The sequence below is a fragment of the Streptomyces sp. NPDC087906 genome, from assembly GCF_055584925.1.
This window is the reverse complement of the sequence record NZ_JBVJLC010000001.1, coordinates 929,558-956,458: the sequence shown is the minus strand read 5'-3', so window position 1 is coordinate 956,458 and position 26,901 is coordinate 929,558. Positions and strand designations below refer to the sequence as shown.

The window sequence follows — 26,901 nt, the reverse complement described above, 5'->3', positions numbered from 1 at the left end:
CGGAACGTGACGGACGGGACGGGCGACGGGGCGGGCCCCGGGACGGCTTCGGGAGCCGGAGCCGGCCAGGGAGCAGCGCCGGTGATCGTGAGCAGTGCGCCGGGCTCCTTCCCCTGGGGGGTGCTCACCCGGCGTCACCCGGCCCTCATCAAGCAGGTGCGGGACGCCTTCCCCTACGAGCCGTGGCAGCACAGCGCGCTGGACGCCCTGCTGGCCTCGGTCACCGACGGCGTGATCGAACCGCTGCCGCCCGGCGCCCATGACGCCGCGCGGTGGGAGGCGTGGGGCGGCGGCGAGCAGTACGGGCGGCCGTGGGGCGACGCGCCGTTCCTGTGGGCGGAGAGTTACTTCTACCGGCTGCTGCTCGGCGCGGTGGGCTACTTCGCGCCGGGGCCCTGGCAGTCGGTCGACCCGTTCGCCCCGTTCAAGCGGGCCGAGTTGCGCGGCGACACCGTCGACGGCGAACTCGCCGCCCTCGACCTGCTCGTACCGCTCCCGGAGCGCGAGCGGGCCGACGCGCTGCTGCGCGCCTCCCTCTGGGGCAACCGCGCCGACCTCGGCTTCCGGCTCGACTCCGCCGACGGCGAGGCCGCCGAGCGGGACGACCGGCTGGTCGCCGACGACAGCGCGCGGCTGTGGTCGCTGCTACCGCCCGGCGCCTCCGCGACGGTCCATCTGATCGCGGACAACGCGGGACGCGAACTCATCCCCGATCTCGTCCTCGTCGACCACCTGCTGGAGAGCGGCCGGGCCGGGCGGGTGGTCCTACACGTCAAGCCGTGCCCGTACTACGTCTCCGACGCCACGACGTCGGACGTCGTCGACTGCCTGCGCCGGATCGCGGACGCGGACGGCAGCGCCGCGCCGACCGGCCGCAGGCTCTGGGCGGCCCTGGCCGACGGCCGGCTCAGCCTGCGCGCCCACGACTTCTTCCGCGCGCCGCTGCCGTACAGCGCGATGCCGGACGATCTGCGGGCCGAGCTGTCCGGCGGTGCGGTGACGCTGCTGAAGGGCGACCTCAACTACCGCCGTCTGGTCGGCGACCGGATGTGGCCCGCCACGACGCCGTTCACCGCCCTCACGACGTACTTCCCCACGCCGGTCGCCGCGCTGCGCACCCTGAAGTCCGACGTGATCGTCGGCCTGGACGGGGGGACCCTCGCCGCGCTCGAAGCGGAACGTGACGCATGGCGTACGAGCGGCACGCACGGCCTCGTCCAGGTGCGGGAGCGACCCTGACCCTCGCCGGGGTGGGCCACCGCCGGAACGGCTGACAGCTACCCGGTCTACTGTGCAAATGGTGTGGCCACGCGAGCGGCCACGCGTGACATCAGCCGATCGGAAAGGCATCTCATGTACGACGCGCTACTGGCGGAGACTGTCACCATCACCGGCCATGGCGGAGACGAAGTGGAGGCGTACGTCGCACGCCCGATGACCCCAGGGCCGATCGGCAGCGTCGTGGTCATCCACCACATGCCCGGCTACGACGGGCCGACGAAGGAGATCACCCGCCGGTTCGCCGCCGAAGGCTACGCGGCGATCTGTCCGAACCTCTACACCCGCGAGGCCCCCGGCGCTTCCCCGGACGACGCCGCCGCTGCCGCCCGCGCGCAGGGCGGTGTGCCCGACGAGCGCCTGGTCGGCGACGTGGCCGGCGCCGCCCGCTATCTGCGCGGTCTGCCGTCCAGCAACGGCCGCGTCGGCACGATCGGTTACTGCTCCGGCGGACGCCAGTCGTTCCTGGCCGCCGTCAGTCTCGATCTGCAGGCGGCCGTCGACTGCTACGGCGCGTTCGTCAGCGGTATCCCGCCGAAGGACTTCCCGCTCCAGTTGGAGCCGATCGCCCACCGCTCGAAGGACCTGTCCTGCCCGCTGCTCGGCCTCTTCGGCGCCGACGACAAGTACCCGTCGCCCGAGCATGTCGCCGAGCTGGAGCAGGAGTTGAAGGCCCAGGGCAAGGAGTACGAGTTCCACTCGTACGAGGACGCGGGCCACGCGTTCTTCGCCGTCGACCGGCCGAGCTACCGCCCGCAGGCGGCGGCGGACGGCTGGAACCGCATCCTGAGCTTCTACGGCCGCACGCTCGCGTCCTGACTCGCGTCCTGAAGGGACTAGCCCCATGTGCACCTACCTCACCGTCAAGACCGCGATCTCCGGCAGCGGCAAGGGCCCGCAGGGGTACTTCCCGCTGACCGAGGCGATGGTCTACGTCGACCACCCGCAGCACGCCCCGTACGAGCACACCGTCAACATCGACTTCCTCAACCCCGGCCAAGGCCCGTCGGCGCGGGTCGCGGTGGAGCTGACCGAAGAGGCGGCGCTCGCCCTCATCGAGTCCATCCGCAGCGCCCTGGCGTCGGCCCCGCCCGGCCTGGCCTCGTCGGCCGCCTGAAACCCCCGGCTCTCCCGTATCGGCCCCATCGCTCCGGTCACCTGACGGCCGGAAGCGGTGGGGCCGATGGCAGGTTCGCGAGCCGAACGCCGTTGTGACACACGGGGGGTGTGGGGCGCGTGAGGCGTATGCCGTCCTGGCTGCGGGTGTCCTTGTCGGTCGGGCTGCCGGTCGTAGTTGAAGCGCGCTTGCGGCGGCCTGCTGCCGTACCGGACGAAGTCGCCGGGAGACGCGGTGAGTACGGCACCATGCTGGACCACCGTCCAGGCGGTCGCGCCGCTCGCCGAGATGATGGTGACCCTGCGCACTGAGGACATCCTCGTTCTCGGCTTCCGGCGGGATGAAGTGCTCCGCCTCACCTGGGAGAGCGTGGACCTGGACGCCGGGGAGATCACGGTGCGGATGCAGCTACAGCGGATCAACCGACAGTTGGTCCACGACGGGACCGAGACCGACGCGTCCACGGCCATGCTGCCGCTGCCGCAGATCTGTGTGACCGCGCCGGCTCGTCGCTCGCCGCCCTCGACGTGCACCCTTCGCCGCTGTGCGACGCAAAAGAGCCCCAGCCGGATCTCTCCGGCTGGGGCTCTGAGCTGCGGTGGACCTGTGGGGATTTGAACCCCAGACCCCCTCGATGCGAACGAGGTGCGCTACCAGACTGCGCCACAGGCCCTTGCAACGAGTGAAACTTTAGCACCCCGGTCGGGGTGCTCGGAAATCCGTTGGGTGCCTGGTCACTCGTTGGCGGCGCGGGGGCGGTCCGCTTCGTCGTACTGGTCGAAGAGGGGGGTTCGTCCGTGGTCGCGGGTGCGGCGGGGCGGGGGAGCCGTGGGGGGGTGGGCCGGGTGCGGGGTCGGGTCCGAGGTGGAGGAGCGGGCCGCGCTCCAGGTTTCCGGGTCGCTGACGTCGACCCCGCTCGTCGCGCGTGGCGCCACCGGGGCCGTCACGTACGTCGGGAGGGGGACGGGGACCGGTTCCCAGCTCTCGCCGCCGGCCGGGCCGCGGTCGCGTTGCTGGTCCAGCCACTCCGCGTGGTCGGTCTGCTCGACCAGGGCGCGGCGGCCTGCCTCCTGCGGGGAGACCGAGGGGGCCGGCTCGGGGTCGGGGCCCGTTTCGGGTTCCTCGGCGGGGTCGCCCGGGGCCGCCGAGGAGGGCTGGTGGCGGCGCGGGCGGTTCTCGCGCAGGCGCTGCGCCGCCGCCTCCGCCCTGCGCCGGTCCATGGTGAAGGCGAACCGGCGCCGCTCCTTGGCCCGCAGGTGGACGATGTAGACGCTCAGCAGTATGGCCGGGACCGCGGGCACCCAGAGGAAGCCCAGGCCGCCGACGCCCGCGACGACAGCGCCCAGCGTGAAGGCGATGAAGAGGACCACGGTGGTACGGCGGCGGCGCGCGAGGAGTTTCGAGCGCCGGGCGCGTTCGGCCGCCGCGCCGTCCGCCGGGCGGGTGCGCCGTCGGCGCGCCGGCGCGGGCGCGGGTCTGGCTGGGGGCGACGGGGCCGGGATCTCCAGCCGGGCTTCCGTGCGCGCCTTGGGCGCGGCGAAGGACCGGACGTCGACGGAACTCATCGATTCCGTCCGGCCGCCCGTCTCGGTGTCGGGACCCGCCTCCTCAGCGGTGCGCTCCTGCAGCTCCTTGGCGTAACGGCGCTCCATCGCCGCCCTTCCGGACAGCAGCCGGATGGCGGTACTGAAGCGTTCCGTCGGACGCGCCTCGTTGAGCTCGTCCTGCCTGCGGAGCCACATCGGCACCAAGTAGGCGGCCCAGGCCCCGACAATGACTGCGTAGATGAGGCCGCTGCTGCTCACGGTTCACACCGTAGAGGGGTTCGCGCGAGGGCATCGGCCAATTGAGCCGGTGTGTCGCACGATCTGGCTGATATCACGGACTTTTTTTGTGATTGTTCGGATCGACTCATGGTCACATGGCAGCCAATTTCGAACATACATTTTATTTTTGTGTCGTACCGCGTCTCGCCTGGTGCCAGCGGCGGACCAGTCCGTCGGGCACTTCTTCGGACGTCAGTACGAATACGAGATGGTCCCGCCAGGCTCCGTCGATGTGGAGATAGCGCGGGCGCAGCCCCTCCTCGCGGAATCCGAGCTTTTCCACGACACGGCGGCTCGGCCCGTTCTCGGGGCGAATGCAGATCTCCAGACGGTGCAGTCCGACCATCCGGAAACAGTGGTCGACGGCGAGCGCGACCGCTGTCGGCATCACGCCGCGTCCGGCGACCTCGCGGTCGACCCAGTACCCGACATGGCCCGAGCACATCGAGCCCCAGGTGATCCCGGCGACCGTCAACTGGCCGACGAGCCGGCCCCGGTACTCGATGACGAACGGCAGTATCCGGCCCGCGTTCGCCTCCCTGCGCAGATGGCGGACCATCTGGCGGTACGTGGGCCGCTGCGTGACCGGAGCGCCGGGCGCGGGCGGCGGGATCGTCGCCTCCCAGGGGCGCAGCCAGTCGCGGTTGCGCCGGTTGACCTCACGCCACGCGCGCTGGTCGCGCAGCCTTATCGGGCGGAGGGCGATGTCGCCGTCCACCAGGATCACGGGCCAGGAGGGGGTCATCCGGAGGTACGGGGGTGATCGCCGCCGTGGAGCTGGTCCACGGCGTGGACGAGGAGTCTGCCGAGCACGGCGAGGCCGTCGCGTACCCCGCCGGTCGAGCCCGGCAGATTCACGATCAGCGTCCGGCCCGCCACCCCGGCGACTCCCCGGGAGAGGGCCGCCGTCGGGACCTTGGCGAGCCCTTCGGCGCGGATCGCCTCGGCGATGCCGCGGATCTCGTAGTCGATGACGCGCCCGGTCGCCTCCGGCGTACGGTCCGTCGGCGAGATGCCCGTACCGCCGGTGGTGACGATCACGTCGTACCCGGCGGTGACGCCGGCGCGCAGCGCCTCCTCGACGGGGTCGCCGTCGGGGACGGCGCGCGGGCCCTCGGTGGCGAAGCCGAGCGCGGTGAGTCCTTCGGCGACGACCGGGCCGCCGGTGTCGGCGTAGACGCCGGCGGCGGCGCGGTTGGACGCCGTGACGACAAGCGCGCGGTAGCCGGTCATGCGCCGTCTCCGTCCGCAGCGGACGGCGCGCCAGGAGTGGCCGCGGCGGGCGGGGTCTCGGCGGCGGCTGTCGTGCGCGACCAGGTCCCCGACTTGCCGCCGCGCTTCTCCTCCACCCGTACGTCCGTGATGACCGCGCCCTTGTCGACCGCCTTCACCATGTCGACCACGGTGAGCGCGGCGACCGAGACGGCGGTCAGCGCCTCCATCTCGACGCCGGTGCGGTCGGTCGTCTTCACCGTCGCCAGGATCTGTACGGCGTCGTCGGCGACCGACAGATCGACCGTGACGCCCGAGACGGCGAGCGGATGGCAGAGCGGGATCAGCTCAGGGGTCCGCTTGGCGCCCATGATGCCCGCGATCCGCGCGGTGGCCAGGGCGTCGCCCTTCGGCACTCCCCCGCCGCGCAGCAGCTCGACCACGCGCGGCGAGACCAGCACCCGGCCGCTGGCGCTCGCGCTGCGGGACGTGACGTCCTTCGCCGACACGTCGACCATCCTGGCGGCGCCCGAATCGTCGAGATGCGTCAGGCGGCCCTGCCCAGGCGGCTCTTGCTCGGGTCCGGGGGATTCCCCCCGGGAAAACACAGTCATTCGGTGTGGTGCTCCCGGTCCGGGCCCGACCGGGCCTGTGTGGGCAGATACGGTACCGCCACGGCCACGGGATCAGCCGAGCAGGACCACGTCGAGTTCCGTGCCGGGCTCGACCGACGTCGTCCCCTCGGGGACGACGATCAGCGAGTCGGCGTGGGCGAGGGCCGCGATGAGATGGGATCCCGCGCCACCGACCGGCCTGACGGAGGCCGACTGCGCGTCGTACACCCCGCGCATGAACTGGCGGCGCCCGGCGGGGGACGACAGGGGCTGGTCGCTCTCCAGCCGCGCGCGCACCGTCGGGCGGTTGACGTCCGCACGGCCCATCAGGGCGCGGATGGCCGGGCGGACGAACAGCTCGAACGACACGTACGACGAGACGGGGTTGCCCGGCAGGGCCAGCAGCGGGGTGTGCTCGGGGCCGATCGAGCCGAAGCCCTGCGGTTTGCCCGGCTGCATGGCGAGCTTGCGGAAGTCGATGCCGCTGCCCGGCTCGTCCTCGTCGCCGACCGAGGACAGCGCCTCCTTCACGACGTCGTACGCCCCGACGCTGACACCGCCCGTCGTGATGACGAGGTCCGCGCGGACCAACTGGTCCTCGACGGTGGCCCGGAGGGTGTCCGCGTCGTCGCTGACCGCGCCGACCCGGTAGGCGATGGCGCCCGCCTCGCGGACGGCGGCGGTGAGCGCGAAGCTGTTCGAGTCGAAGATCTGCCCTTCGCCGAGATCCCCGCCCGGCTGGACCAGTTCGCTGCCGGTGGAGATGACGACCACGCGCGGACGCGGCCGTACCTTCACCGTGCCCCGGCCGATGGCGGCCAGCAGCGCGATCTGCGGCGCCCCGATGACCGTGCCGGCCTCCAGCGCCAGGTCGCCCGCCTGGACGTCGCTGCCGGCGGCGCGCACATGGGCGCGCGGCTCCGCCGGCCGGTACACCCGCACCTCGCCCGAGGCGCCGTCCGGGGCCTCGGCCGCCGGGCGCATCGACGTGACGGCGCCGCCGCCGGCGCCCCCGTCGGTCCACTCGACCGGTACGACGGCCTCGGCGCCCGGCGGGAGCGGCGCGCCCGTCATGATGCGGGCGGCCTCCCCCGGGCCGACCTGCGGCAGCACGCCGCTGCCCGCCGCCACCTCGCCGATGACGGTCAGCACGGCGGGGAACTCGTCGGTGGCGCCCACGAGATCCGCCGTCCGGACCGCGTAACCGTCCATGGAGCTGTTGTCGAACGGCGGCAAGGAGACCGCCACCACGACATCCTCGACGAGCACACAGCCCAGAGTGTCGAGCAGGCGCAGATCCGTGGCGTCGAGCGGGCGCACCGTGGCGAGGATGTCCGCCAGATGCTCATCCACCGACCACAGGTGCTCGTGGTGAGCCGCGGGTGCCGATTCTGCCGTGCTGGTCAAGGCGCTACATCTCCTCGCTGACATAACTGCGGAGCCAGGCCCGAAAGTCCGGACCCAGGTCTTCACGTTCGCATGCGAGTCTGACAATGGCACGCAAAAAGTCGCCGCGGTCACCAGTGTCATAGCGGCGGCCCGTGAAGATGACGCCGTGCACGGGCCCGCCGGCCTTCTCGTCGGCCGACAACTGCTGCAGGGCGTCGGTGAGCTGGATCTCGCCGCCGCGCCCCGGCGCGGTGCCGCGCAGTATCCCGAAGACCGCCGGATCCAGCACGTACCGGCCGATGATGGCGTAGTGGCTGGGCGCGTCGGCCGGTTCGGGCTTCTCGACCAGGTCGTGCACCTTCACCACGTCGGCGTCGGCCGTCGGCTCGACGGCGGCGCAGCCGTAGAGGTGGATCTGCTCGGGCGCGACCTCCATCAGCGCGATGACGCTGCCGCCTTCGCGCTTCTGGACCTCGATCATCCGGGAGAGCAGCGGGTCGCGCGGGTCGATCAGGTCGTCGCCGAGCAGGACGGCGAACGGCTGGTCGCCGACGTGCGGCGCCGCGCACAGCACGGCGTGGCCGAGGCCGCGGGGCGCGCCTTGGCGCACGTAGTGCATGGTGGCGAGGTCGCTGGACTCCTGGACCTTGGCGAGGCGTTCGGTGTCTCCCTTGCGGGTGAGCGCCTCTTCCAGTTCGTAGTTCCGGTCGAAGTGGTCCTCAAGGGCGCGCTTGTTGCGGCCGGTGATCATCAGGACGTCGGAGAGCCCTGCCGCGACCGCCTCCTCGACCACGTACTGGATCGCCGGCTTGTCGACGACCGGCAGCATCTCCTTCGGGGTGGCCTTGGTCGCCGGCAGGAAGCGGGTACCGAGCCCTGCGGCCGGGATGACAGCTTTCATGATGCCTGGGGGTGGCGAGTGCGTCATGACTGGCACAGTACAGACGCATATGAACACATACGAGAGGGTTATGACACCGGTGAGTAACAAAGAAGCGAAAGCCGCCGTACGCCGTGAACTGCTCGCCGCGCGGGCCCTGCTGTCCTCTGAGGACGCGGCTGAGGCTGCCGCGGTTCTCGCCGGGCGCGCCCTGGAGCTGCCGGAGCTGGCGGCGGCCCGTACCGTCGCCGGCTATGTGTCGGTGGGCCGGGAGCCCGGCACACGCGTGCTGCTCGACGCGCTCCACGCGCGTGGCGTGCGAGTGCTGCTGCCGGTGCTGCTGGCCGACAACGACCTGGACTGGGCGGTGTACGAGGGCGCCGACCGGCTGCGGAGGGCCGGGCGCGGGCTGCTGGAGCCCGACGGGCCACCGCTCGGCCCCGACGCCGTACTGGCGGCCGATGTGGTGCTGCTGCCGGGGCTCGCGGTGGACGGGCAGGGTATGCGGCTCGGGCGCGGCGGCGGCTCGTACGACCGGGTCCTCGCCCGGCTGGCGCGTGCGGGCGCGGACCCGGCGCTCGCGGTGCTGCTCTACGACGACGAGGTGGTCGCGCGGGTCCCTGCGGAGCCGCACGACCACCCCGTACGGGCCGTGGTGACCCCCGGCGGCGTCAGGCGGTTCGACCTGCCTGCCTGACGGGCCGGGTGGCCGAGTGGCCGGCGGGCTCAGGGCCCGGCGGGCTCAGGACGTCAGCCTGCGGGCTCAGGGGCCGGCAGGCTCAGGGCGTCAGTCTGAGCGTGTCGGAGGTGGCGGCCTCCACCGCGTTGGGCGTGAAGGACCAGTCGAGCAGCTCGCCCTCGGCCCACTTGTCCGTCTGGTCGGTGTAGTGCGCGCTGTACGCGTGCCCCGAGGCGCCCGTGAGGTTGATCCAGCGTGACTTGTCCCAGTCGCCGACGTTGACGACCATCCGCATCGACGGCACCCAGATGACGTCGTAGCCGCCTGCCGCGTTCCAGCCGGTCGCGTCGACCGCCGCCTCGCCGCCGCCCAGATTCCACGGGCCCCGGTTGAGCATCGTCTTCAGGAAGCCGGGCCCGCTGGTGCCGAGCGTCTGGTTCTTGAGCTGGAGCTGGTGCAGCCGGCCCCAGCTCCAGGTGGAGACGTCCTTGCCGAGCTTGGCCGTCAGCTCCCAGCGCGCGTCCTTCATGGCGCGCAGCAGCAGGCCGTCGCGGGTCGTGGTGGCCTTGTCCCGCTGGTTCGGCGCCTCGGCACTGGTCCACCAGGCGTTGTCGTTGTCCTTGATGATGTTGGACACCACCTCGAACCAGCGGTCGCCGCCGTCCGGCTGCGCCGCGTCGGGAGCGCGCTGGCCGCACTCCCGTACCAGCTTCTCCAGGTCGTCCGGCGGGCCCGTGCTGTTGGCCGGACGGACGTTCAGGCACTGGCCCTTGACGCGCACCTCTTTAGGAAGCTTGTCGCCGAAGGCGAGCATGAGCACATTGCGCCAGACACCGTTGAAGTACGCGGCGGCGGCCGAGTCGGGCTCCTGGGTGAAGTCCCAGCCCTCCAGCAGCTTCTGGGCCTCGCGCACGGCCGGGTCCGAGACATCGATCTTGAGCAGCAGGGGCACCAGCAGCTTGGCGATCTGGCTGGTGTTGTCCATCTGCATGGTCTGCATGTCGTCGGTCGAGATCTTCCCGCCGTCCTTGGTCTTCGACGCGATGAGGTCGTTGATCCGCTGGCTGCGGGTGCCGTAGCCCCAGTCCTTCGTCAGCAGGTACGGGTACTTCTTCGCGTCGATGACCGCCTGGTTGGCGGTGACGATGTAGCCGCGCTTGGGGTTGTACTCGTACGGCATCTGGTCGAAGGGGATCGGCTTCTCCCACTTGTAGCGCGGGTCCCAGCCGGGCGCGGGCATCGAGCCGTCGCCCTTGGCGCGCGTCGGGATCTTGCCCGGGGCCTGGTAGCCGATGTTGCCCTTGGTGTCGGCGTAGATCAGGTTCTGCGAGGGGACTTCGAAGTTCGAGGCGGCGGCGCGGAACTCGGTGAAGTCCTTCGCCTTGTTGAGCGCGAAGACCGAGTCCATGGTCTTGCCTGGCTCCAGGGCCGTCCACTCCAGCGAGACGGCGTAGCCGTCGCCCCGGTCGGGGGCCGCGTTGTCGACCGGTGCCTTGTCGCCGACCTTCGCCAGCTCGCTGTCCCGGTCCGAGACCACGGGCCCGTGGACCGTCGAACGTACGGTGATCTTCTTGCTGGGACCGCCGGCGACCTTGATGGTCTCCTTGCGGGTGGTGAACTTCCTCTCCTCGTCGCCGTACTGGTACGACTCGCCCTCGACCTTCTCCAGGTAGAGGTCGGTCACGTCGGCGCCGAGATTGGTGAAGCCCCAGGCGATGTTCTGGTTGTGGCCGATGATCACACCGGGCATGCCGGAGAAGGTGTAGCCGGCGACGTCGTACTGGCAGGTCTCGCTGACGCTGCGGCAGTGCAGCCCCATCTGGTACCAGAGGGAGGGGAGCTGGGGCGCCAGGTGCGGGTCGTTGGCGAGCAGCGGCCGGCCGGTCGTGGTGAGACTGCCGGAGACGACCCAGGAGTTGGAGCCGATGCCGCTGCCGCTCGGGCCGAGGAGCTGCGGGATCTCGTCGAGGGTGCCGGAGAGCGAGCTGAGCTGGGAGTTCAGGCCCTCGGTGGCTTCGGCGGGGGTGTGCGCCGCGGCGTTGGTGGCGGTGTCCGTACCGGAGCCGGTGTCGGCTCCGGTGCCCGTACCCACTCCCGTACCGTCGCCGAGCCCCGTCCCGCCGCCGGTCTCGGTCCCGGTGCCGTCTCCGAGCCCTGTGCCCGTCCCGTCGCCCGAGTCCCCGGTGCCCGTGCCGTCCCCCGCGTCGTCAGTCGGCTCCGCCTTCGGGTCGAACTTGCCCGTGACGGGGTCGATCCCGCCCTCGCTGACGATCGGGGCGTTCTTCTCGGTCGGGTACGCCGGGTACAGCTCGTCGATCTGCTTCTGGCTCAGCCTGCTCGTCAGCAGCGAGCGGTCGATCTCGTCCTGCATGTTGCCGCGCAGGTCCCACGCCATGGCCTTCAGCCAGGCCACCGAGTCGACGGGGGTCCACTTCGCCGGCTTGTAGTCGTTGGTGAAGCTCAGCGCCGCGTACTCGACGGAGATGCCCTTGCCGTCGCGGCCCTTGAGGTAGGCGTTGACGCCGTCCGCGTACGACTGGAGGTTCTTCTTGGTGTCGGCGGAGAGCTGGGTGTCGTACTCCCGCTGCGCCACCCCGTGCCAGTCGAGGGTGCGCAGGAACTCGTCCGTCTTCACCTGGCTCTTGCCGAACATCTCGGAGAGCCGGCCCGACGTCATGTGGCGGCGGACGTCCATCTCGTAGAAGCGGTCCTGCGCCTGGACGTACCCCTGTGCGCGGAACAGGTCGGCGTCGCTGTTCGCGTAGATCTGCGGGACGCCGTAGCTGTCGCGTCTGACGTCGACGGGGCCCGCGAGGCCCTGGAGCTTGAGCGTGCCTGTGGTCTGCGGGAACGAGGAGCGCACAGTGCTCACGCCCCAGTACGCCCCGTAGCCGACACCCGCGACAAGTGCCAGCACCAGGACGATCACGATCAGACGGGCGCGTCGCCCCTTCTTTTTGACGGAAGAGGGAGCTGTGTTGGCGGGCATCGCTGTCCTTCGAGGGGCAGGGTGGTCCTGGAAATGCTGGAGCAACCATAGGCGCAGCGCTTCACCCGCCTGGACGCGGTGTCAGGAAGTGCTCCCGATCACGCCACCCGTCGGACGATCACACAAGGATTCCGGGAGTGATCGCACAGACGCCCGAACGCGTCAAGAAAACGTTAAAGATTAGGTAAGGTAACGAAGTACCGGCCGCCGGAGGAACGATCCGGCGAGCGCGAGTGGAAGGATCGGCCGCTGACTGTCCACCAGCTCAATGAACTCCTGCTCATCTGCTCGCTCGTGCTGTTGAGCGCGGTCGTGGCCGTGCGGATCTCCTCCCGGAGCGGGCTGCCCAGTCTGCTGCTCTATCTCGGCATCGGGATCGGGATAGGCCAGGACGGGATCTTCAACGTCAAGTTCGACAACGCCGAGCTGACCCAGGTCATCGGGTACGCGGCGCTGGTCGTGATCCTGGCCGAGGGCGGTCTCGGCACGAAGTGGAAAGAGGTCAAACAGTCGCTGCCGGCGGCTGTCGCCCTCTCGACCGTGGGTGTCGGCGTGAGCGTGGGGGTGACGGCGACAGCCGCGCACTACCTCGTCGGACTCGACTGGCGGCAGGCCCTGATCGTCGGCGCCGTCGTCTCGTCGACGGACGCGGCCGCCGTCTTCTCCGTACTGCGCAGGGTGCCGCTGCCGACCCGGGTGACCGGGGCGCTGGAGGCCGAGTCGGGGTTCAACGACGCCCCTGTGGTGATCATCGTGGTCGCGCTCTCCGCGTCGGGTCACGTCGAACACTGGTACGTGCTGGTGGGCGAGATCGCGCTGGAACTGGCCATCGGGGCGTGCATCGGGATCGTGGTGGGCTATCTCGGCGCCTTCGGACTGCGGCATGTGGCGCTGCCGGCCTCAGGGCTCTACCCGATCGCCGTCATGGCCATCGCGGTCTCCGCGTACGCCGTCGGCGCGACCGCGCACGGCAGCGGCTTCCTCGCCGTCTATCTGGCGTCGATGATCCTCGGGAACTCCAAACTGCCGCACGCGCCGGCCAACCGCGGCTTCGCCGAGGGGCTCGGCTGGATCGCCCAGATCGGCATGTTCGTCCTGCTCGGACTGCTGGTGACCCCGCACGAACTGGGCGACGACTTCTGGCCCGCGGTGATCGTGGGGCTGATCCTCACCGTCGTCGCGCGACCGCTCTCGGTCTTCCTCAGCCTGTTCCCGTTCCGCATCCCCTGGCAGGAGCAGGCCCTGATGTCCTGGGCGGGGCTGCGCGGCGCCGTGCCCATCATCCTGGCGACCATTCCGATGGTGTCGGACATCGAGGGCAGCCGGCGGATCTTCAACATCGTGTTCGTGCTGGTCGTCGTCTACACCCTGGTGCAGGGGCCGACACTGCCCTGGCTGGCGAAGGCGCTGCGGCTCGGCGCCGCTTCGGACGCCGCCGACCTGGGCATCGAGTCGGCGCCGCTGGAGCGGCTGCGCGGGCATCTGCTCTCGTTGTCGATCCCCGCGCACTCGAAGATGCACGGCGTCGAGGTCTCCGAGCTGCGGCTGCCGGCCGGGGCGGCGGTCACCCTGGTCGTACGGGACGACCGCAGCTTCGTACCGCTGCCGTCGACCCTGCTGCACCGGGGCGACGAGCTGCTGGTGGTGGCGACGGATCCGGTACGGGACGCCGCGGAACGACGGCTGCGGGCGGTCGGACAGGGCGGCAAGCTGGCGGGCTGGCTGGGGACGGACGCGCGGTACGATAACGGTGCCGATCGACCGTGATCGGCAGACGAAAAACATTTTGATCACCACAGATTGACCACCTCTGTCTGACGCAGAGCTGGCGCGACCGTAAGGCGGCCGCGGTGCCCCCACTCGGCGGGCCCCGGTATCTACCGCAGTTCTGCGCAAGAGGACAGCTCTCGGCCGCTCGCGTGGAGCGTGTCACCAGGCAGCAGAAAGGCAAGGACCGTGTCATACACGGTCAAAGACGCTCCCGAACAGGACACGTCGCGCTCGGGGCGCCCGGGGTACGGGCGGCTGCTGCGTACCCCCTCCGCTTGGACGTTCCTGCTCCCCGGCTTCGCCGCCCGCCAGCCCTTCGCGATGCTGACGATCGGCATCGTCCTGCTCGTCGAGCACACGTCGGGCTCGTACGGCACGGCGGGCGCGGTGGCCGCCGTCACCGGCGTCTCCATGGCGCTCTTCGCGCCGCAGAGCGGCAAGCTCGCCGACCGCTACGGGCAGCGGGCCGTGCTCGTACCCGGCGTACTGGCGCACACGGCGTCCGTACTGGCGCTGCTGACCCTCGCGCTGGCCGGCGCCCCGCTGTGGGCGCTGTTCCTGGCGGCCGTGCCGACCGGCGCCTCCGTGCCGCAGATCGGTCCGATGGTGCGGGCGCGGTGGACGACAGCACTTGGCGAGACCTCGCCACTGATGCCGACGGCCGCCGCTTTCGAATCGGTGACCGACGAATTCACGTTCGTCATCGGTCCTGTGCTCACCACGGCCCTGTGCACCGGCGTGCATCCGGCGGCGGGACTCATCGCCGAGGCGGCGCTGACGCTGGCCGGCGGGCTGCTGTTCGCCGCGCGGCGCGGTACGCAGCCGCTGCCGAGCCGCGGTCGTACGGGCGTAGGTCGTACGGGCGTAGGACGTACGGACGCGACGGCGGGCGGGGATCGTCAGGCCGTGGGGCGTACGCGCACGTCGGCGCTGCCCGTCCCCGGTGTGCGGGTGCTCGCGGTCGCCTTCCTCGGGATCGGCTCGGTCTTCGGCGGCATGCAGGTGTCGCTGACGGCGTTCGCCGAGGAGATCGGCGAACCCGGCGTCAACGGGGTGCTGTACGGGATCTTCGCAGCGGGCAACATGCTCGCCGGGATCGTCTGCGGCGCCGTCGCCTGGAAGACCGGCCCGCGCGGCAGGCTGCTGGCCGGCTACACCGGGCTCACCCTGCTCGCCTCGGCGCTGTGGGCGGTGCACTCCGTGCCGCTGCTCGCCGGACTGGGGCTGCTGATCGGGCTCTGCATCGCGCCCGCGCTGATCAGCGGCTACACGCTGGTCGAGCGGCTGGTGCCGGCCGAAGGGCGCACCGAGGCGTTCACCTGGCTCACCGGCGCCGTGGCGCTCGGCCAGGCGGCGGCCGTCACCGTCGCCGGACAGCTCGCTGACACGCACGGCGCGAGCGCCGGGTTCGTGGTGCCGCTGGCCGGTACGGCACTGGCGCTGATCACCCTGTTCGTCCTGCGCTCACGGCTCACGGTACGGTCCGCGGGCCTTGTCGCGGCGCGTGGGATGAGTCACCGCGAGCCGGTGGCAGTGGACTGATCGCTCGGAATACGTCACTATGGAGCGTCGTTAGCACTCATTGAGTGAGAGTGCCAGGAGGAGCAAGTGCCGACCTACCAGTACCAGTGCACCGAATGTGGCGAGGGCCTTGAGGCGGTGCAGAAGTTCACCGATGACGCCCTCACCGTGTGCCCCAATTGCCAGGGACGCCTGAAGAAGGTGTTCTCGGCGGTCGGCATTGTCTTCAAGGGTTCCGGTTTCTACCGGAACGACAGCCGGGGCTCGTCCACGAGCAGCGCGCCCGCCGCGGCCAAGTCGGCCTCCGGTGGCGAGTCGAAGTCGGACTCCAAGGCGGCGGCCACCGCCGGCTCGTCTGCCGGCTCTTCGAGTTCGACGGGTTCGTCGAGTTCGGACTCCGGTTCGAAGTCGGGCTCCGGTTCGGGTTCGAAGTCGGGCTCGTCCAGCAGCTCCAGCGGCTCGTCGGCAGCCTGACCCCGCTCCGGATCTTTCGCTCCGGAACCTTTGCTTTCGAGGACCCCGCCGTGTCGCACGGCGGGGTCTTCGGCATGCGCCCGGCCGCCCGGCACCCGGCCGCTCGGCACTCGGCCGCTCGGCCTGGCTGTCGGTGGGTGCCGATAGTGTGACGGGCATGGCGAACGCAGAGATCGGTGTGATCGGTGGCTCGGGCTTCTACTCCTTCCTGGAGGATGTGACCGAGCTGCCCGTCGAGACCCCGTACGGACCGCCCAGCGACTCCCTCTTCCTCGGCGAGATCGCCGGCCGCCGGGTCGCCTTCCTGCCGCGGCACGGCCGCGACCACGACCTGCCGCCGCACCGCATCAACTACCGCGCCAACCTGTGGGCGTTGCGCTCCGTCGGCGTGCGGCAGGTGCTCGGCCCGTGCGCCGTCGGCGGGCTGCGCCCCGAGTACGGTCCCGGCACCCTGCTCGTACCTGACCAGTTCGTGGACCGTACGAAGGCCCGCGCCCAGACGTACTACGACGGGGTGCCGCTGCCGGACGGCAGCGCGTCCAAGGTCGTCCACATCTCGCCGGCCGACCCCTACTGCCCCGACGGCCGCACGGCCGCGCTCGCCGCCGCCCGTACGCACGACTGGGAGCCGGTGGACGGCGGGACACTCGTCGTCATCGAGGGGCCCCGGTTCTCCACCCGCGCCGAGTCGGTGTTCCACGCGGCGATGGGCTGGTCGGTCGTCGGGATGACCGGCCACCCCGAAGCGGTCCTCGCCCGCGAACTGGGCCTCTGCTACACGTCCATGACGCTCGTGACGGACCTGGACGCGGGGGCCGAGACGGGCGAGGGCGTGTCGCACGAAGAGGTGCTGAAGGTCTTCGCGGCCAACGTGGGCCGACTGCGTACGGTCCTGTTCGACGCGGTGGGCGGGTTGCCTGCGAGCGACGAGCGGGACTGCCTGTGCTCGCACGCGCTGGACGGTATCGACACCGGCCTCAAGCTGCCGTAGCCGCCGCCCCGAACCACTCGGCCAGGGCCTCGCGCAGCCCCTCGTACGGTGGCCCGGCGGCGGGCGCCCCGCCATCAGCGCCGCGATCCGGCGCCGGTTGCCGCTCCAGCACCACGGGGCGTGCGCCGGCCAGGCGCAGCTCACAGGCGAGCAGCAGCCCGTTGGGGCCGCCACCCGCGCGATCACGACCTCGGCAGTGTTCATCGGGGATCCCTTCGACGTGTCAGTCTGGGTTGACAGTGTCAGTCTGGGTTGACAATTGGAAGCCTGTCAGCCCAGACTGACGACATGGAACCGGATGACCTCTCAGCACGACTCAGGTCGCGAGAACCGGCCGTGGGGCTGCGGGCGGTGGGCGCCCTGCACCGGCTGGCGGAACAGGTCGAGTCGGCCGCCGTGGCGCGGGCCAGGGAGCAGGGCTGGACCTGGGAGCAGATCGGGGACGCCCTCGGCGTCTCGCGACAGTCGGTGCACACCAAGCACGGGAAGTGAGACGAGCATGTTCGAACAGTTCACCGCGGACGCCCGCACGACCGTCACCTCGGCGCTGGAGGCCGCACAACAGCGCGGCGACCGCCGCATCGGCACCGAACATCTGCTGCTGGGGCTGCTGGACGCCCCCGAGTCACCGGCCGTCCGGGCGCTCGATGTCGATCTGGAGAGCGCGCGCGGGGCTCTGGACGCCCTCGACCAGGCCGCGCTGGCGGTGCTCGGTATCGACGTCAAGGGCGTCGCCCGGCCGCCGGTGCCGCTCTCGCGCAAGCGGACCCCGTTCACCTCTGGCGCACGCGCGGTGCTGCCGCGCGCCGTGGCGGAGGTCCGGAGGACGGGCGGCCGGCGCATCGCGCGCGAGCATCTGCTGCTGTCGCTGCTGCGGTGCGAGCGGCCGGATCCGGCGGCCGAGCTGCTGGACCGGCTGGGCGTGGACCGCGACGCCGTACGGGAGCGCCTCCGCCAGGCCGGGTGAATCACCAAGCGGGGTGGGGCAGTTATCCACAATCGTCCAGTTATCCACAGGCTTGAGCGGGATTTCACGGAAGCGTGGATCGTGAGGAGCGACCGCACAACTCCTCACGTCGGACGGTGATCGCGATGTCCCGTGTCCCTCTTCCCCTGCCTCCCCTGCCCTCTCCCCCACGCGGTGTGCCGCCCTTCGAGCCGCTGCTGGTACGCGGCCGTGGTCAGCGGCTGCACAGGGCGCTGCTCCGGCGGCGGCGTGCCGTGGCGGCCGGTCTCGCCGTGACGGCGGCGGCTCTGGCCGCGAGCGGGTCGGGCGGTGCGGCGGCCGACAGTGACGGCCGCGTGAGCGCCGCCGCGGCGGCCGTCGCCCGGACGCCGGCCGGGGCCGAGGCGCCGCCGCCGGCGCGCAGGGCAAGGGAGTTGGTGTCGGCGCCGGTCCGGATCGCGGACGCGGCGACGGTCCGGCTGCTGCGGCGCGGCGACCGGGTCGATGTGATCGCGACGGGCGCCCCTGGGACACAGGCCGAGGCGCGGGTGGTCGCGGCGGGCGCCCGGGTGACCGAGATCCCGAAGGCGCCGGAAGCATCCCACATGCCGGAGATGCCGGAGTCGTACGGTGACGGGCAACTCACCCCTGACCGGGGCGCTTTGCTCGTTCTGTCCGTGCCGCGTGCCACGGCGACGGCGCTCGCCGGGGCTGCCGCGGGCTCCGAACTGGCGGTGACGCTGTGCTGATTCGTACTGGCGAACCGTCGGGTCAGCAGATCGCGTGTGCGGATTGGACAGCGTGGGCACGCGCTGCCGTAGGTTGCGGTGCAGTGTGCGATCCCTACCCCACAGGCGAAGAAAGGCTCACTCGTGAGCGAGCAGAAGGAGAGCGTGCTGGCGGGCTTCAAAGCCTTCCTGATGCGCGGCAATGTGATCGACCTGGCGGTCGCCGTCGTCATCGGCGCCGCTTTCACCAACATCGTGAACGCGGTCGTCAAGGGCATCATCAATCCCGTGGTCGGCGCGTTCGGCACGAAGGATCTGGACAAGTACAGCTCGTGCCTCAAGGCACCCTGCAAGACGAACGCCGCCGGGGAAGCCGAGGGCATTCAGATCATGTGGGGGACGGTGCTCAGTGCGACGCTCACCTTCCTGATCACCGCGGCCGTCGTGTACTTCCTGATGGTGCTGCCGATGTCCAGGTACCTCGCCCGGCGGGCCAGGCACGAGGAAGTCAAGGAAGAGCAGCAGGAGATCATCGAGGTCAGCGAGCTGGAGGTGCTGAAGGAGATCAGGGACACCCTGGTCACCCAGCGCGGCCCCGGGCGCGACGGCTAGGAGCGATGCTCGTGGCCGCCGTCCTGGCCGTCCTCACTCAGATGTGGTGCGGGGGCTTCTCGTCGAGGAACCGGGCCAGGTCGGCGGCGCTGTCGCCGCCGCCGGAGGGCCGCTCTCCCCAGCCGCTGTCCGTGTCGTCCGAGGACTGCTGGTCCAGCGGATCGTCGAAGACCAGGCCGGGGTGCGGGCGCGGCGGCCGGCCGTGGTCGGCCGGCTGCGGGTCGGGTGCGGGGCCACTGCTCATACCGCAAGCGTACGGCGGTGCGCGTCGCGCCGCGTCGGAGCCCTCTGCTGTGCTGGTCCCATGACGCCGACCGACGCTACGCATGGCGCAGCGCATGACGCGGCGGTGCGCCCGCACCGCCGGATGACCGCCCGCAGCCGGGACGAGGCGCATCGCGCCTCGACCCCGCTGGAACTCTTCTTCGACCTGTGTTTCGTGGTCGCCGTCGCCCAGGCCGGGGGCCGGCTGGTGCACGCGCTCGCCGAGGGCCATGTGGGCACCGGCGTCGTCGGGTATCTGTTCATCTTTTGGGGCGTGTGGTGGGCCTGGATGAACTTCACCTGGTTCGCCTCGGCGTACGACATCGACGACGTGCCGTACCGGATCGCGACCCTGGTGCAGATCTGCGGCGTGCTGATCTTCGCCGCGGGGGTGCCGCGCGCCTTCGACGACAACAACTGGACCGTCGCCGTCGTCGGCTATGTCGTGATGCGGCTGGCGCTGACCACGCAGTGGCTGCGGGCGACGGCCGCCGAACCGGCGGGCAGTGCGGGGCGGCGGACCAATGTGACCTACGCCGTCGGGCTGGTGATCTGCCAGGTGGCCTGGCTCGGTCTGCTGGCCGTGCCGGGTGAGCTGAAGCACTGGCTGTTCCTGGTCGTCGGGGCGGCCGAGATGCTGGTGCCGATGATCGCCGAGCACGGGCACGAGACGCCGTGGCATCCGCACCACATCGCCGAGCGCTACGGGCTGTTCACGCTGATCGTCCTCGGCGAGACGATGTCGGCGGCCACCGTGGCCGTCCAGTCGGCTCTCGACGAGCATGACGTGCTGCACCGGCTGCTGCCCATCGCGGGTGGCGGTGTCCTGATCGTCTTCTCCGCCTGGTGGATCTACTTCGCCGTCCCGGCGCAGCGGCGGTTGAGCGGCAACCGGCAGGCCATTCCCTGGGGTTACGGGCACTTCGTCATCTTCGGCTCGGCCGCCGCGATCGGGGCGGGACTTGAGGTCGCGGTGGAGCAGGCCACCGGTGAGGCGCATATCTCCACCCTGGCGGCGGCTGCGGCCGTCACCGTCCCTGCCGCGGTCTTCCTGCTCACGGTCTGGCTGCTGCACGCGCGGCACTTCAAGTCAGGCCCGGCCCAGCAGATGGTGCTGCCGGGCGCGGCGGTGGCGATCGCCGCCGTCACGTTCGCCGGTACGTGGGCGGTGCTCGTCGCCGGTCTGGTGGCGGCAGCGTCGGTGGCCGTCGGGGTGGCACTGGTCAGGGGCGGCACGGAGAGCGAGACGGAGGATGACCGTGACAGCGAATGACGCACTGACCGATGTGGCGGGACTGCGGGTCGGCCACGCACAGGTCGAGGGGGAGCACGCCCTCACCGGGACCACGGTCGTGCTCGCCCCGGAGGGCGGGGTGGTCGCCGCCGTCGACGTACGGGGCGGCGGGCCCGCGACGCGGGAGACCGACGCGCTGGACCCGCGCAATCTCGTCCAGCGGATCGAGGCGGTCGTCCTCACGGGCGGCAGCGCGTACGGCCTGGACGCGGCGTCGGGGGTGATGGCGTGGCTGGAGGAGCGGGGCCGCGGGGTACGGGTCTCGGCCGACCCGGCCCAGGTGGTGCCGGTCGTGCCGGCCGCCGGGATCTTCGACCTCGGGCGCGGCGGTGACTGGCGGGTGCGCCCCGACGCGGCGACGGGCCGGGCCGCCGTCGAGGCCGCGGCAGCGTCACCGGCCGGGGCGCCGGTGGCCGAGGGCGGGGTCGGCGCCGGTACGGGCGCGGTGGTGGGGCTGCTCAAGGGCGGTGTCGGTACGGCGAGTCAGCGGCTGGAGTCGGGCATCACCGTCGCTGCGCTGGTCGTCGCCAACGCGGCCGGATCGGCGGTCGATCCCCTCACAGGGGTGCTGTACGGGCAGTACTACGACGGACGTACGGACCATCCCGCCGCCGAGGTCCACGAGGCGGCGCTGCGGAGACTGGCAGAGGTACGAGCGCAGGGGGCTTCCCCTCCGCTCAACACCACGCTCGCCGTCGTCGCCACGGACGCCCAACTGACCCGTGCCCAGGCGCAGAAGCTCGCCGGCACGGCGCACGACGGCATCGCGCGCGCCGTGCGCCCCGTACATCTGCTCAACGACGGTGACACCGTCTTCACCCTCGCGACCGGCCAACTCCCGTTCGCCGAAGGCGATCCGCTGGCCCTGAACGAGGTACTGGCCGCGGGTGCGGACGTGGTGACGCGCGCGATCGTGCGCGCGGTCCTCGCCGCGCGAGGAATGACGGGCCCGGGTGGAATGTTGCCCTCCTACACGGATCTCTACGGCACCGGCGGAAGGAAATGAGTATGAAAAGCTTCCGCTACGAACGTCTACTTTTCTCCAAATTACGGACCCGATGTCAGCCCCAGGGGCTACGTTATGCAATCACCAAGTGACATGTGGCGACGTCCTGGAGAGCCAACTTGAACGGTCCGTACGAGACGACCGAGCCGACCGAGAGGCAGATCGAACGCCTCTTAGGCCGTGCGCTGAACTCCTTCGATCTGCCCGACACACTGATCGAAAGGCTCCACGGCGCGCTGGCCCACGCCAGTACGCTCACCTCGGCACACCACGGTGCGGGACTGCACCGCGAGTTGTACCGGCATACGTATCTGCTCACGGACAGCAGCGCGCTCACCGTGTGGGAGCTGGTGCACAATGCCTGCCGCGACGGCGCGCAGGTGCACGAGCTGTACACGGAGGAGGCGGACGCCCGCCTCGCCGCCTCCCGGCTGGCGGCCCCTGACGGCACGGCAGGCCAGGGACCCGGCGGGGACAGCACGGCCGATTTCGGGGCGGGCGGTTTCGGCGCGGAGTTCACCCTGCTGGGCAGTCTGCTGGTGACCCCCGCCGCCACCCCGCAGCGGATGTACGTCGCGGACAACTCCCCCGACCACGCCCGCCGGGTGCTGCGCCGCGCGGAGAACCCGGACCGGCCGGGCGAGGAGACGGCGCGGCTGCTGCGTACCGCCTTCGCGCACCACATCGCGCAGGTCTACGGCAAGCAGGCCCAGATCGACGGCAAGAGCGTCGGATTCACGCTCTACGAGCACGCGTTCCTGCTGATCGACGGCTCGGAGACCAGCCTCTGGGAAGTCGAGCACACGGCCACCCCGGACCGCCGCCACATGTGTGAGGTCTACGAGGAGGAGAGCGCGGCGCGCGAGGCGATGCGGGTACGGTCCCGGGTCGGCCCCCAGGGCTGACCGGCGGCCCAGGTCAGCGTCAGCAAAGGACGCACCCGGGCCGCCCGCGCCTGCCCTCCCCCCGCGCGGCTCAGTGGTCGGCCGCCGCCGACCGCGCCCTGGCCGGCAGGGCGAACATGACCGCGAAGATCACCGCCAGCACCGCGACGACCCACCACAGCGCGTGCTGGAAGCCGGCCACGAACGCAGGACCCACCGGACCCTTCGCCCCGTCGATGACGCCGAAGAACACCACCGACACCAGCCCCAGCCCCAGCGCGTTGCCCATCTGCTGCGTCGTGTTGATGAGACCCGACGCCGAGCCCGCGTGCTCGCGGGGGACGTCCGACAGCACGGCGTCCGTCAGCGGCGCCACGATCAGCCCCATGCCGAGGCCCATCACCACCAGCGGCAGGACCATCTGCCAGGTGTGGATCCCGGTCCCGTACCGGGCCGACTCGCCGATGTACAGGAGCAGTCCGGCGATCATCAGCAGCGCGCCCGCCTGGAGCACCTTGCGGCCGAAGCGCGGCACGAGCTTCTGCACGGAGAGCGCCGCCGCCGTGGAGACGGCGATCGAGAACGGCAGTCCGGTCAGCCCGGCCCGCAGCGGTGTCCAGCCGAGGCCTGTCTGCATGTAGAGCGTCCAGACCAGGAAGAAGATGCCGAGCGCGACACCGAAGGTCAACTGCACGGCGATACCGGCGGCGAAGCTCTTCACCTTGAACAACGACAGCTCCACCAGCGGCGATCCGTCCTTGCGCGTCTTGTACCGCTCGTACGCCACGAAGCCGGCGAAGACCACCGCGCTGCCGGCCATGCACAGATGTCCCCAGAGCGGCCAGCCCAGTTCACGTCCGCGCGTCAGCGGATAGATCAGCATCAGCAGACCGAGCGTCACCAGCACGACACCCACCAGGTCGAGGCGCAGCGCTGTGGGCGCCTTGGACTCGGTGATGAACCTCCGGCCGAGGATCACCCCGGCGATCCCGACCGGCAGGTTGATCAGGAAGATCGGCCGCCACTCCAGGCCCGCCACGTTCCACTGCGTCAGCAGCGCGCCCAGCAGCGGTCCCGAGACGGCGCCGAGGCCGACGATCGCGCCGAACATCCCGAAGACCTTGCCGCGTTCGTGCGCGGGGAAGGTCGCGTGGATGATGGCGAGCACCTGCGGCACCATCATCGCCGCCATGGCGCCCTGGAGCAGCCGGGAGGCGACCAGCATCTCCGGATCGGCCGCGAAGCCGCACAGCGCGGACGCGAGGGTGAAACCGGTGATGCCGATGAGGAAGAGCCGCTTGCGGCCGTAGATGTCACCGAGCCTGCCGCCGGTGATCAGCCCGGCGGCGAAGGCCAGCGCGTACCCGGCGGTGATCCACTGGATCGAGCCGAACGAGGCTTTCATGTCGCGCTCGATGCTGGGTATCGCGATGTTGACGATGGTGACGTCGACCAGATCCATGAAGGCAGCCGTCATGATGACGGCCAGGGCGAGCCAGCGCCTGCGGTCGCCGGGGGCGGGGTCGGCCGCGGGGGCGGGAGCCGTATCCAGTACGGCGGTTCGGGTGCTCATGGGGCTCACGTTAGAAGTCATGTAGGACAGGTCATGTCCTATACGGGCCGCATCATGGAAGCCATGGCGGACACCCCGGCACGACTCCTCAGCCTGCTGTCGCTGCTCCAGACCCCGCGCGAGTGGCCGGGCAGTGAGCTGGCCGAACGGCTCGGCGTCAGCCCGCGCACCATCCGCCGCGACATCGACCGGCTGCGCGAACTCGGCTATCCCGTCGAGGCGTCCAAGGGCGCCGTGGGCGGCTACCGGCTGGTCGCGGGGAGCGCCATGCCGCCGCTGCTGCTCGACGACGAGGAAGCCGTCGCGATAGCCGTGGGGCTGCGGGCGGGCGCGGGCCATGCCATCGAGGGCATCGACGAGGCGTCCGTACGGGCTCTCGCCAAGCTGGAGCAGGTGCTGCCGTCCCGGCTGCGGCGCCGGGTCTCGACGCTCCAGGCGGCCACCATGCCGCTCACCCGGGGCGACGGCGGTACGGTCGCGCCGCGCACCCTGACCACCATCGCGTCCGCCGTCACCGGCACGGAGCGGCTGCGCTTCGGCTACCGCTCGGGCGACGGTACGCGGACGAAGCGGCAGGTCGAGCCGTACCGGCTGGTCTCCACCGACCGGCGCTGGTATCTCGTGGCGTACGACCTGGGGCGGGCGGACTGGCGTACGTTCCGGGTCGACCGGGTCAGCGACCCCCTGGCCACCGGTGCGAGGTTCACGCCGCGCGCACTGCCGGCGGGTGACGCGGCCGAGCTGCTGAAGCGGTCGATGTCCGCCCGGACGCAGCCGCGGTTCGAGGTCGACGTGAGCTTCGCGGCGCCCGCCGACTTCGTGGCGGCCCGGCTGCCGTCGTTCCTCGGCGCACCGACCGCCACGGGCCCTGACTCCTGCCGGCTGCGGACCGAGTCGACCGACTCGCCGGAGTGGCTGGCGCTGCGACTGGCTCTGGTGGACTGCGAGTTCACCGTCCACGCACCCGCGTCGCTGACGGACCATCTGAAGGACCTGGGCGCCAGGCTCACCCGGGCGGCCGGCCGTGCCGGGCATGGGTGAGCCCCGGCACCTGGGGGGGGTTGGTGCCGGGGCTCGTCTCAGGGGGCCGACGAATCGGCCGACGCGCACAAGCGGACTGTGCGGATACGGGTGACACTACGGCTGCGGAGCGGCTGCGTCACGCCGCCGCGTCGAAACCTGTGTCCCTGGCCATTTTCTTCAGCTCCAGAAGCGCGTGCTTCTCGATCTGACGGATCCTCTCGCGGGTCAGCCCGTGCTCCTTGCCGACCTCGGTCAGCGTGCGCTCGCGGCCGTCCTCGATGCCGTACCTCATCTTGATGATGGAGGCCGTGCGCTGGTCGAGCTTGCCGATGAGGTCTTCCAGCTCCTCGCTGCGCAGCAGCGTCATCACGGACTGCTCGGGCGAGACCGCGGAGGTGTCCTCCAGCAGATCGCCGAACTGCGTGTCGCCCTCGTCGTCCACGGACATGTTCAGGCTGACCGGGTCACGGGCCCAGTCCAGCACGTCGGTGACGCGCTCGGGCGTGGAGCCCAGTTCCTTGGCGACCTCGGCATGCTCGGGGTCGCGGCCGTGCTCGCGGTTGAACTCGCGCTGCACACGCCGGATCCTGCCCAGCTCCTCCACGAGGTGGACGGGGAGCCGGATCGTCCGGGACTGGTCGGCTATCGAGCGGGTGATGGCCTGGCGGATCCACCACGTCGCGTACGTCGAGAACTTGAAGCCCTTGGCGTAGTCGAACTTCTCCACGGCGCGCACCAGGCCGGCGTTGCCCTCCTGGATCAGATCCAGCAGGGGCAGGCCGCTGCGCGGGTAGCGCCGGGCGACGGCGACGACCAGGCGGAGGTTGGACTTGATGAAGATGTCCTTGGCGCGCTCGCCTTCGGCTATCAGCGCTTCGAGCTCTTCACGCGAGGCCCCGCCGGCCTCGCTCTCGACGTCTCCGTCGAGGATCTGCCGGGCGAACACCCCGGCCTCGATGGTCTGGGACAGCTCGACTTCCTTTGCGGCGTCGAGCAGCGGTGTGCGAGCGATCTCGTCGAGGTACATGCCGACCAGGTCGCGGTCGGCGATCTCCCCGCCCACAGCGCGAACACTGCTTGCCGCGTTCGTTCCGCGGGTGGCGGTACGACGGGCGACGGCACGGGTTGCCATGCGAGCTCCCTTACTTGACTGAGTAGGTCGCGACACCCTCCCGGGTGCCCTGCATCTGTCGGTAAGAACGACTGGAATCCGGACAGAATTCCCCTGCGTGCCTGGATTTTTGTGATCATGCAGTACCCTGTCCCGCCGCAGGGAGGAAGCAGATGGCATCGACGGCCCGAGAAGTGCAGGTCAGGTCGGGAACAGAGGCCGACATCGGCCCGCTGACCGACATCTACAACCACTACGTCCGCGAGACCGGCGTCACCTTCGACACCGTCCCCTTCACCCCGCAGGAGCGGCTGCCGTGGCTGCGCTCCCACCCTGAAGACGGCCCGCACCGGCTTTTGGTTGCTCAGGATGTCCCGTCTGCCCGGATTCTGGGCTATGTAACCAGCAGCCCCTTCCGGGCGAAGCCCGCGTACTCCCCTTCTGTGGAGGTCAGCGTCTACTGCGCCCCGGACGCCGCCGGGCGCGGCATCGGCACGCTGCTGTACGAGGCGCTCTTCGCGGCCCTGGAACCCGAGGACGTCCATCGCGCGTACGCGGGCATCGCGCAGCCCAACGAAGCCTCGGGGCGGCTGCACGCGCGCTTCGGGTTCCGTTACGTGGGGACGTACGAGGAGGTCGGCCGGAAGTTCGGCCGCTACTGGGACGTGGCCTGGTACGAGAAGCCGCTCGGCTGAGAGACCGGGACGCGGCTCCTCAGCC

28 protein-coding genes and 1 tRNA gene are annotated in these 26,901 nt (G+C 70.9%); 18 read left to right on the top strand and 11 right to left on the bottom strand.

Translation table 11 applies throughout. The features are described from left to right. Positions 1-81: 81 nt before the first annotated feature. From ACZ63I_RS04170 to ACZ63I_RS04155, 4 genes are all read left to right on the top strand, one after another. On the top strand, positions 82-1,239 hold the full coding sequence (locus ACZ63I_RS04170) for a damage-control phosphatase ARMT1 family protein (RefSeq protein ID WP_469335123.1): 1,158 nt from the start codon (positions 82-84) through the stop codon (positions 1,237-1,239). Between the two features lie 114 nt (positions 1,240-1,353). Continuing rightward, positions 1,354-2,097, top strand: a complete 744-nt coding sequence (locus ACZ63I_RS04165) for a dienelactone hydrolase family protein (RefSeq protein WP_041988759.1) — start codon at positions 1,354-1,356, stop codon at positions 2,095-2,097. A gap of 25 nt (positions 2,098-2,122) precedes the next feature. Further along, on the top strand, positions 2,123-2,395 hold the full coding sequence (locus ACZ63I_RS04160) for a DUF6295 family protein (protein WP_469335120.1): 273 nt from the start codon (positions 2,123-2,125) through the stop codon (positions 2,393-2,395). A gap of 234 nt (positions 2,396-2,629) precedes the next feature. Next, entirely contained in the window at positions 2,630-3,013 is a 384-nt protein-coding gene (locus ACZ63I_RS04155) for a hypothetical protein (protein ID WP_469335118.1), read from the top strand. Here ACZ63I_RS04155 and ACZ63I_RS04150 read toward each other — a convergent pair. The 7 genes from ACZ63I_RS04150 to galU form a co-directional block, all read right to left on the bottom strand. Continuing rightward, positions 2,995-3,068: transfer RNA gene (locus tag ACZ63I_RS04150), tRNA-Ala, on the bottom strand. The two genes, ACZ63I_RS04155 and ACZ63I_RS04150, sit on opposite strands and share 19 nt — an antisense overlap. A 61-nt stretch (positions 3,069-3,129) precedes the next feature. Then, entirely contained in the window at positions 3,130-4,200 is a 1,071-nt protein-coding gene (gene sepX / locus ACZ63I_RS04145) for a divisome protein SepX/GlpR (RefSeq protein ID WP_469335116.1), read from the bottom strand. A gap of 142 nt (positions 4,201-4,342) precedes the next feature. Next, positions 4,343-4,966, bottom strand: coding sequence for a GNAT family N-acetyltransferase (locus tag ACZ63I_RS04140; RefSeq protein ID WP_469335114.1), 624 nt, complete (start codon positions 4,964-4,966; stop codon positions 4,343-4,345). Then, a complete protein-coding gene (locus ACZ63I_RS04135; protein ID WP_469335112.1) occupies positions 4,963-5,454 on the bottom strand; it encodes a MogA/MoaB family molybdenum cofactor biosynthesis protein in 492 nt (163 codons plus the stop codon). The genes ACZ63I_RS04140 and ACZ63I_RS04135 overlap by 4 nt, the downstream gene beginning before the upstream one ends. Beyond that, complete coding sequence (moaC, locus tag ACZ63I_RS04130; protein ID WP_469335110.1) at positions 5,451-6,047, bottom strand: cyclic pyranopterin monophosphate synthase MoaC; 597 nt, start codon at positions 6,045-6,047, stop codon at positions 5,451-5,453. Before moaC ends, ACZ63I_RS04135 begins: the two co-directional genes overlap by 4 nt. A 72-nt stretch (positions 6,048-6,119) precedes the next feature. Then, positions 6,120-7,478, bottom strand: a complete 1,359-nt coding sequence (gene glp, locus ACZ63I_RS04125; protein WP_469335108.1) for a molybdotransferase-like divisome protein Glp — start codon at positions 7,476-7,478, stop codon at positions 6,120-6,122. Further along, a complete protein-coding gene (galU, locus tag ACZ63I_RS04120) occupies positions 7,459-8,364 on the bottom strand; it encodes a UTP--glucose-1-phosphate uridylyltransferase GalU (RefSeq protein WP_469335106.1) in 906 nt (301 codons plus the stop codon). The genes glp and galU overlap by 20 nt, the downstream gene beginning before the upstream one ends. Positions 8,365-8,416: 52 nt before the next feature. Here galU and ACZ63I_RS04115 point away from each other — a divergent pair, with 52 nt between their 5' ends. Beyond that, positions 8,417-9,013 carry a 5-formyltetrahydrofolate cyclo-ligase gene (locus ACZ63I_RS04115; RefSeq protein ID WP_469335104.1) on the top strand — a complete coding sequence of 199 codons (597 nt, stop codon included), beginning with the start codon at positions 8,417-8,419 and terminating at the stop codon, positions 9,011-9,013. A gap of 82 nt (positions 9,014-9,095) precedes the next feature. Here ACZ63I_RS04115 and ACZ63I_RS04110 read toward each other — a convergent pair whose 3' ends face one another. Further along, on the bottom strand, positions 9,096-11,984 hold the full coding sequence (locus tag ACZ63I_RS04110) for a penicillin acylase family protein (RefSeq protein WP_469335102.1): 2,889 nt from the start codon (positions 11,982-11,984) through the stop codon (positions 9,096-9,098). A gap of 249 nt (positions 11,985-12,233) precedes the next feature. Between ACZ63I_RS04110 and ACZ63I_RS04105 the strand changes: the two genes are divergently transcribed. From ACZ63I_RS04105 to mscL, 8 genes are all read left to right on the top strand, one after another. Further along, positions 12,234-13,751 (top strand): potassium/proton antiporter, encoded by a 1,518-nt coding sequence (locus ACZ63I_RS04105; protein WP_469335548.1) that lies wholly within the window; start codon positions 12,234-12,236, stop codon positions 13,749-13,751. 189 nt (positions 13,752-13,940) lie between these two features. After that, on the top strand, positions 13,941-15,296 hold the full coding sequence (locus tag ACZ63I_RS04100; RefSeq protein WP_469335100.1) for an MFS transporter: 1,356 nt from the start codon (positions 13,941-13,943) through the stop codon (positions 15,294-15,296). Between the two features lie 66 nt (positions 15,297-15,362). Next, positions 15,363-15,749 carry an FmdB family zinc ribbon protein gene (locus ACZ63I_RS04095; RefSeq protein ID WP_469335098.1) on the top strand — a complete coding sequence of 129 codons (387 nt, stop codon included), beginning with the start codon at positions 15,363-15,365 and terminating at the stop codon, positions 15,747-15,749. A 157-nt stretch (positions 15,750-15,906) separates the two neighbouring features. Then, entirely contained in the window at positions 15,907-16,740 is an 834-nt protein-coding gene (locus tag ACZ63I_RS04090) for an S-methyl-5'-thioadenosine phosphorylase (RefSeq protein WP_469335096.1), read from the top strand. A 288-nt stretch (positions 16,741-17,028) separates the two neighbouring features. Then, positions 17,029-17,232, top strand: coding sequence for a helix-turn-helix domain-containing protein (locus ACZ63I_RS04085; RefSeq protein WP_469335095.1), 204 nt, complete (start codon positions 17,029-17,031; stop codon positions 17,230-17,232). A gap of 7 nt (positions 17,233-17,239) precedes the next feature. Then, the gene (locus ACZ63I_RS04080; protein ID WP_469335093.1) at positions 17,240-17,707 is read left to right on the top strand and encodes a Clp protease N-terminal domain-containing protein; all 468 of its coding nucleotides are present in this window, start codon (positions 17,240-17,242) and stop codon (positions 17,705-17,707) included. A gap of 125 nt (positions 17,708-17,832) precedes the next feature. Continuing rightward, a complete protein-coding gene (locus ACZ63I_RS04075; protein WP_469335091.1) occupies positions 17,833-18,435 on the top strand; it encodes a hypothetical protein in 603 nt (200 codons plus the stop codon). A 123-nt stretch (positions 18,436-18,558) separates the two neighbouring features. After that, the gene (gene mscL, locus ACZ63I_RS04070; protein ID WP_469335089.1) at positions 18,559-19,026 is read left to right on the top strand and encodes a large conductance mechanosensitive channel protein MscL; all 468 of its coding nucleotides are present in this window, start codon (positions 18,559-18,561) and stop codon (positions 19,024-19,026) included. A gap of 37 nt (positions 19,027-19,063) precedes the next feature. Here the strand turns inward: mscL and ACZ63I_RS04065 are convergent, their stop codons facing one another. After that, the gene (locus tag ACZ63I_RS04065; RefSeq protein WP_469335087.1) at positions 19,064-19,270 is read right to left on the bottom strand and encodes a hypothetical protein; all 207 of its coding nucleotides are present in this window, start codon (positions 19,268-19,270) and stop codon (positions 19,064-19,066) included. A gap of 60 nt (positions 19,271-19,330) precedes the next feature. Here ACZ63I_RS04065 and ACZ63I_RS04060 point away from each other — a divergent pair, with 60 nt between their 5' ends. The 3 genes from ACZ63I_RS04060 (at position 19,331) to ACZ63I_RS04050 (ending at position 22,495) form a co-directional block, all read left to right on the top strand. Continuing rightward, positions 19,331-20,563, top strand: a complete 1,233-nt coding sequence (locus ACZ63I_RS04060; RefSeq protein ID WP_469335085.1) for a low temperature requirement protein A — start codon at positions 19,331-19,333, stop codon at positions 20,561-20,563. Next, complete coding sequence (locus tag ACZ63I_RS04055; RefSeq protein ID WP_469335083.1) at positions 20,550-21,590, top strand: P1 family peptidase; 1,041 nt, start codon at positions 20,550-20,552, stop codon at positions 21,588-21,590. The genes ACZ63I_RS04060 and ACZ63I_RS04055 overlap by 14 nt, the downstream gene beginning before the upstream one ends. A 119-nt stretch (positions 21,591-21,709) precedes the next feature. Beyond that, the gene (locus tag ACZ63I_RS04050) at positions 21,710-22,495 is read left to right on the top strand and encodes a DUF6227 family protein (RefSeq protein ID WP_469335081.1); all 786 of its coding nucleotides are present in this window, start codon (positions 21,710-21,712) and stop codon (positions 22,493-22,495) included. Between the two features lie 70 nt (positions 22,496-22,565). Here the strand turns inward: ACZ63I_RS04050 and ACZ63I_RS04045 are convergent, their stop codons facing one another. Continuing rightward, positions 22,566-24,047 carry an MFS transporter gene (locus ACZ63I_RS04045; protein WP_469335079.1) on the bottom strand — a complete coding sequence of 494 codons (1,482 nt, stop codon included), beginning with the start codon at positions 24,045-24,047 and terminating at the stop codon, positions 22,566-22,568. Between the two features lie 63 nt (positions 24,048-24,110). Here ACZ63I_RS04045 and ACZ63I_RS04040 point away from each other — a divergent pair, with 63 nt between their 5' ends. Then, positions 24,111-25,088 carry a helix-turn-helix transcriptional regulator gene (locus ACZ63I_RS04040; RefSeq protein ID WP_469335546.1) on the top strand — a complete coding sequence of 326 codons (978 nt, stop codon included), beginning with the start codon at positions 24,111-24,113 and terminating at the stop codon, positions 25,086-25,088. Positions 25,089-25,206: 118 nt separating this feature from the next. Here the strand turns inward: ACZ63I_RS04040 and ACZ63I_RS04035 are convergent, their stop codons facing one another. Beyond that, positions 25,207-26,202: a sigma-70 family RNA polymerase sigma factor gene (locus tag ACZ63I_RS04035; RefSeq protein WP_469335077.1), complete on the bottom strand. Its 996-nt coding sequence runs from the start codon at positions 26,200-26,202 to the stop codon at positions 25,207-25,209. A gap of 152 nt (positions 26,203-26,354) precedes the next feature. On the opposite strand from ACZ63I_RS04035, the gene ACZ63I_RS04030 reads away from it, so the two are divergent. Continuing rightward, a complete protein-coding gene (locus ACZ63I_RS04030; RefSeq protein ID WP_469335075.1) occupies positions 26,355-26,876 on the top strand; it encodes a GNAT family N-acetyltransferase in 522 nt (173 codons plus the stop codon). Positions 26,877-26,901 lie beyond the last annotated feature (25 nt).

Bases quoted from the DNA above. Each gene is read 5' to 3' on its own strand.
- ACZ63I_RS04045 (WP_469335079.1), bottom strand. From the start codon at position 24,047: ATGAGCACCCGAACCGCCGTACTGGATACGGCTCCCGCCCCCGCGGCC.
- ACZ63I_RS04135 (WP_469335112.1), bottom strand. From the start codon at position 5,454: ATGACCGGCTACCGCGCGCTTGTCGTCACGGCGTCCAACCGCGCCGCC.
- ACZ63I_RS04075 (WP_469335091.1), top strand. From the start codon at position 17,833: ATGTCCCGTGTCCCTCTTCCCCTGCCTCCCCTGCCCTCTCCCCCACGC.
- ACZ63I_RS04090 (WP_469335096.1), top strand. From the start codon at position 15,907: ATGGCGAACGCAGAGATCGGTGTGATCGGTGGCTCGGGCTTCTACTCC.
- ACZ63I_RS04080 (WP_469335093.1), top strand. From the start codon at position 17,240: ATGTTCGAACAGTTCACCGCGGACGCCCGCACGACCGTCACCTCGGCG.
- moaC (WP_469335110.1), bottom strand. From the start codon at position 6,047: ATGACTGTGTTTTCCCGGGGGGAATCCCCCGGACCCGAGCAAGAGCCG.
- ACZ63I_RS04085 (WP_469335095.1), top strand. From the start codon at position 17,029: ATGGAACCGGATGACCTCTCAGCACGACTCAGGTCGCGAGAACCGGCC.
- ACZ63I_RS04140 (WP_469335114.1), bottom strand. From the start codon at position 4,966: ATGACCCCCTCCTGGCCCGTGATCCTGGTGGACGGCGACATCGCCCTC.
- ACZ63I_RS04065 (WP_469335087.1), bottom strand. From the start codon at position 19,270: ATGAGCAGTGGCCCCGCACCCGACCCGCAGCCGGCCGACCACGGCCGG.
- ACZ63I_RS04035 (WP_469335077.1), bottom strand. From the start codon at position 26,202: ATGGCAACCCGTGCCGTCGCCCGTCGTACCGCCACCCGCGGAACGAAC.
- ACZ63I_RS04030 (WP_469335075.1), top strand. From the start codon at position 26,355: ATGGCATCGACGGCCCGAGAAGTGCAGGTCAGGTCGGGAACAGAGGCC.
- ACZ63I_RS04110 (WP_469335102.1), bottom strand. From the start codon at position 11,984: ATGCCCGCCAACACAGCTCCCTCTTCCGTCAAAAAGAAGGGGCGACGC.
- galU (WP_469335106.1), bottom strand. From the start codon at position 8,364: ATGACGCACTCGCCACCCCCAGGCATCATGAAAGCTGTCATCCCGGCC.
- ACZ63I_RS04165 (WP_041988759.1), top strand. From the start codon at position 1,354: ATGTACGACGCGCTACTGGCGGAGACTGTCACCATCACCGGCCATGGC.
- ACZ63I_RS04060 (WP_469335085.1), top strand. From the start codon at position 19,331: ATGACGCCGACCGACGCTACGCATGGCGCAGCGCATGACGCGGCGGTG.
- ACZ63I_RS04160 (WP_469335120.1), top strand. From the start codon at position 2,123: ATGTGCACCTACCTCACCGTCAAGACCGCGATCTCCGGCAGCGGCAAG.
- glp (WP_469335108.1), bottom strand. From the start codon at position 7,478: ATGTCAGCGAGGAGATGTAGCGCCTTGACCAGCACGGCAGAATCGGCA.
- ACZ63I_RS04040 (WP_469335546.1), top strand. From the start codon at position 24,111: ATGGCGGACACCCCGGCACGACTCCTCAGCCTGCTGTCGCTGCTCCAG.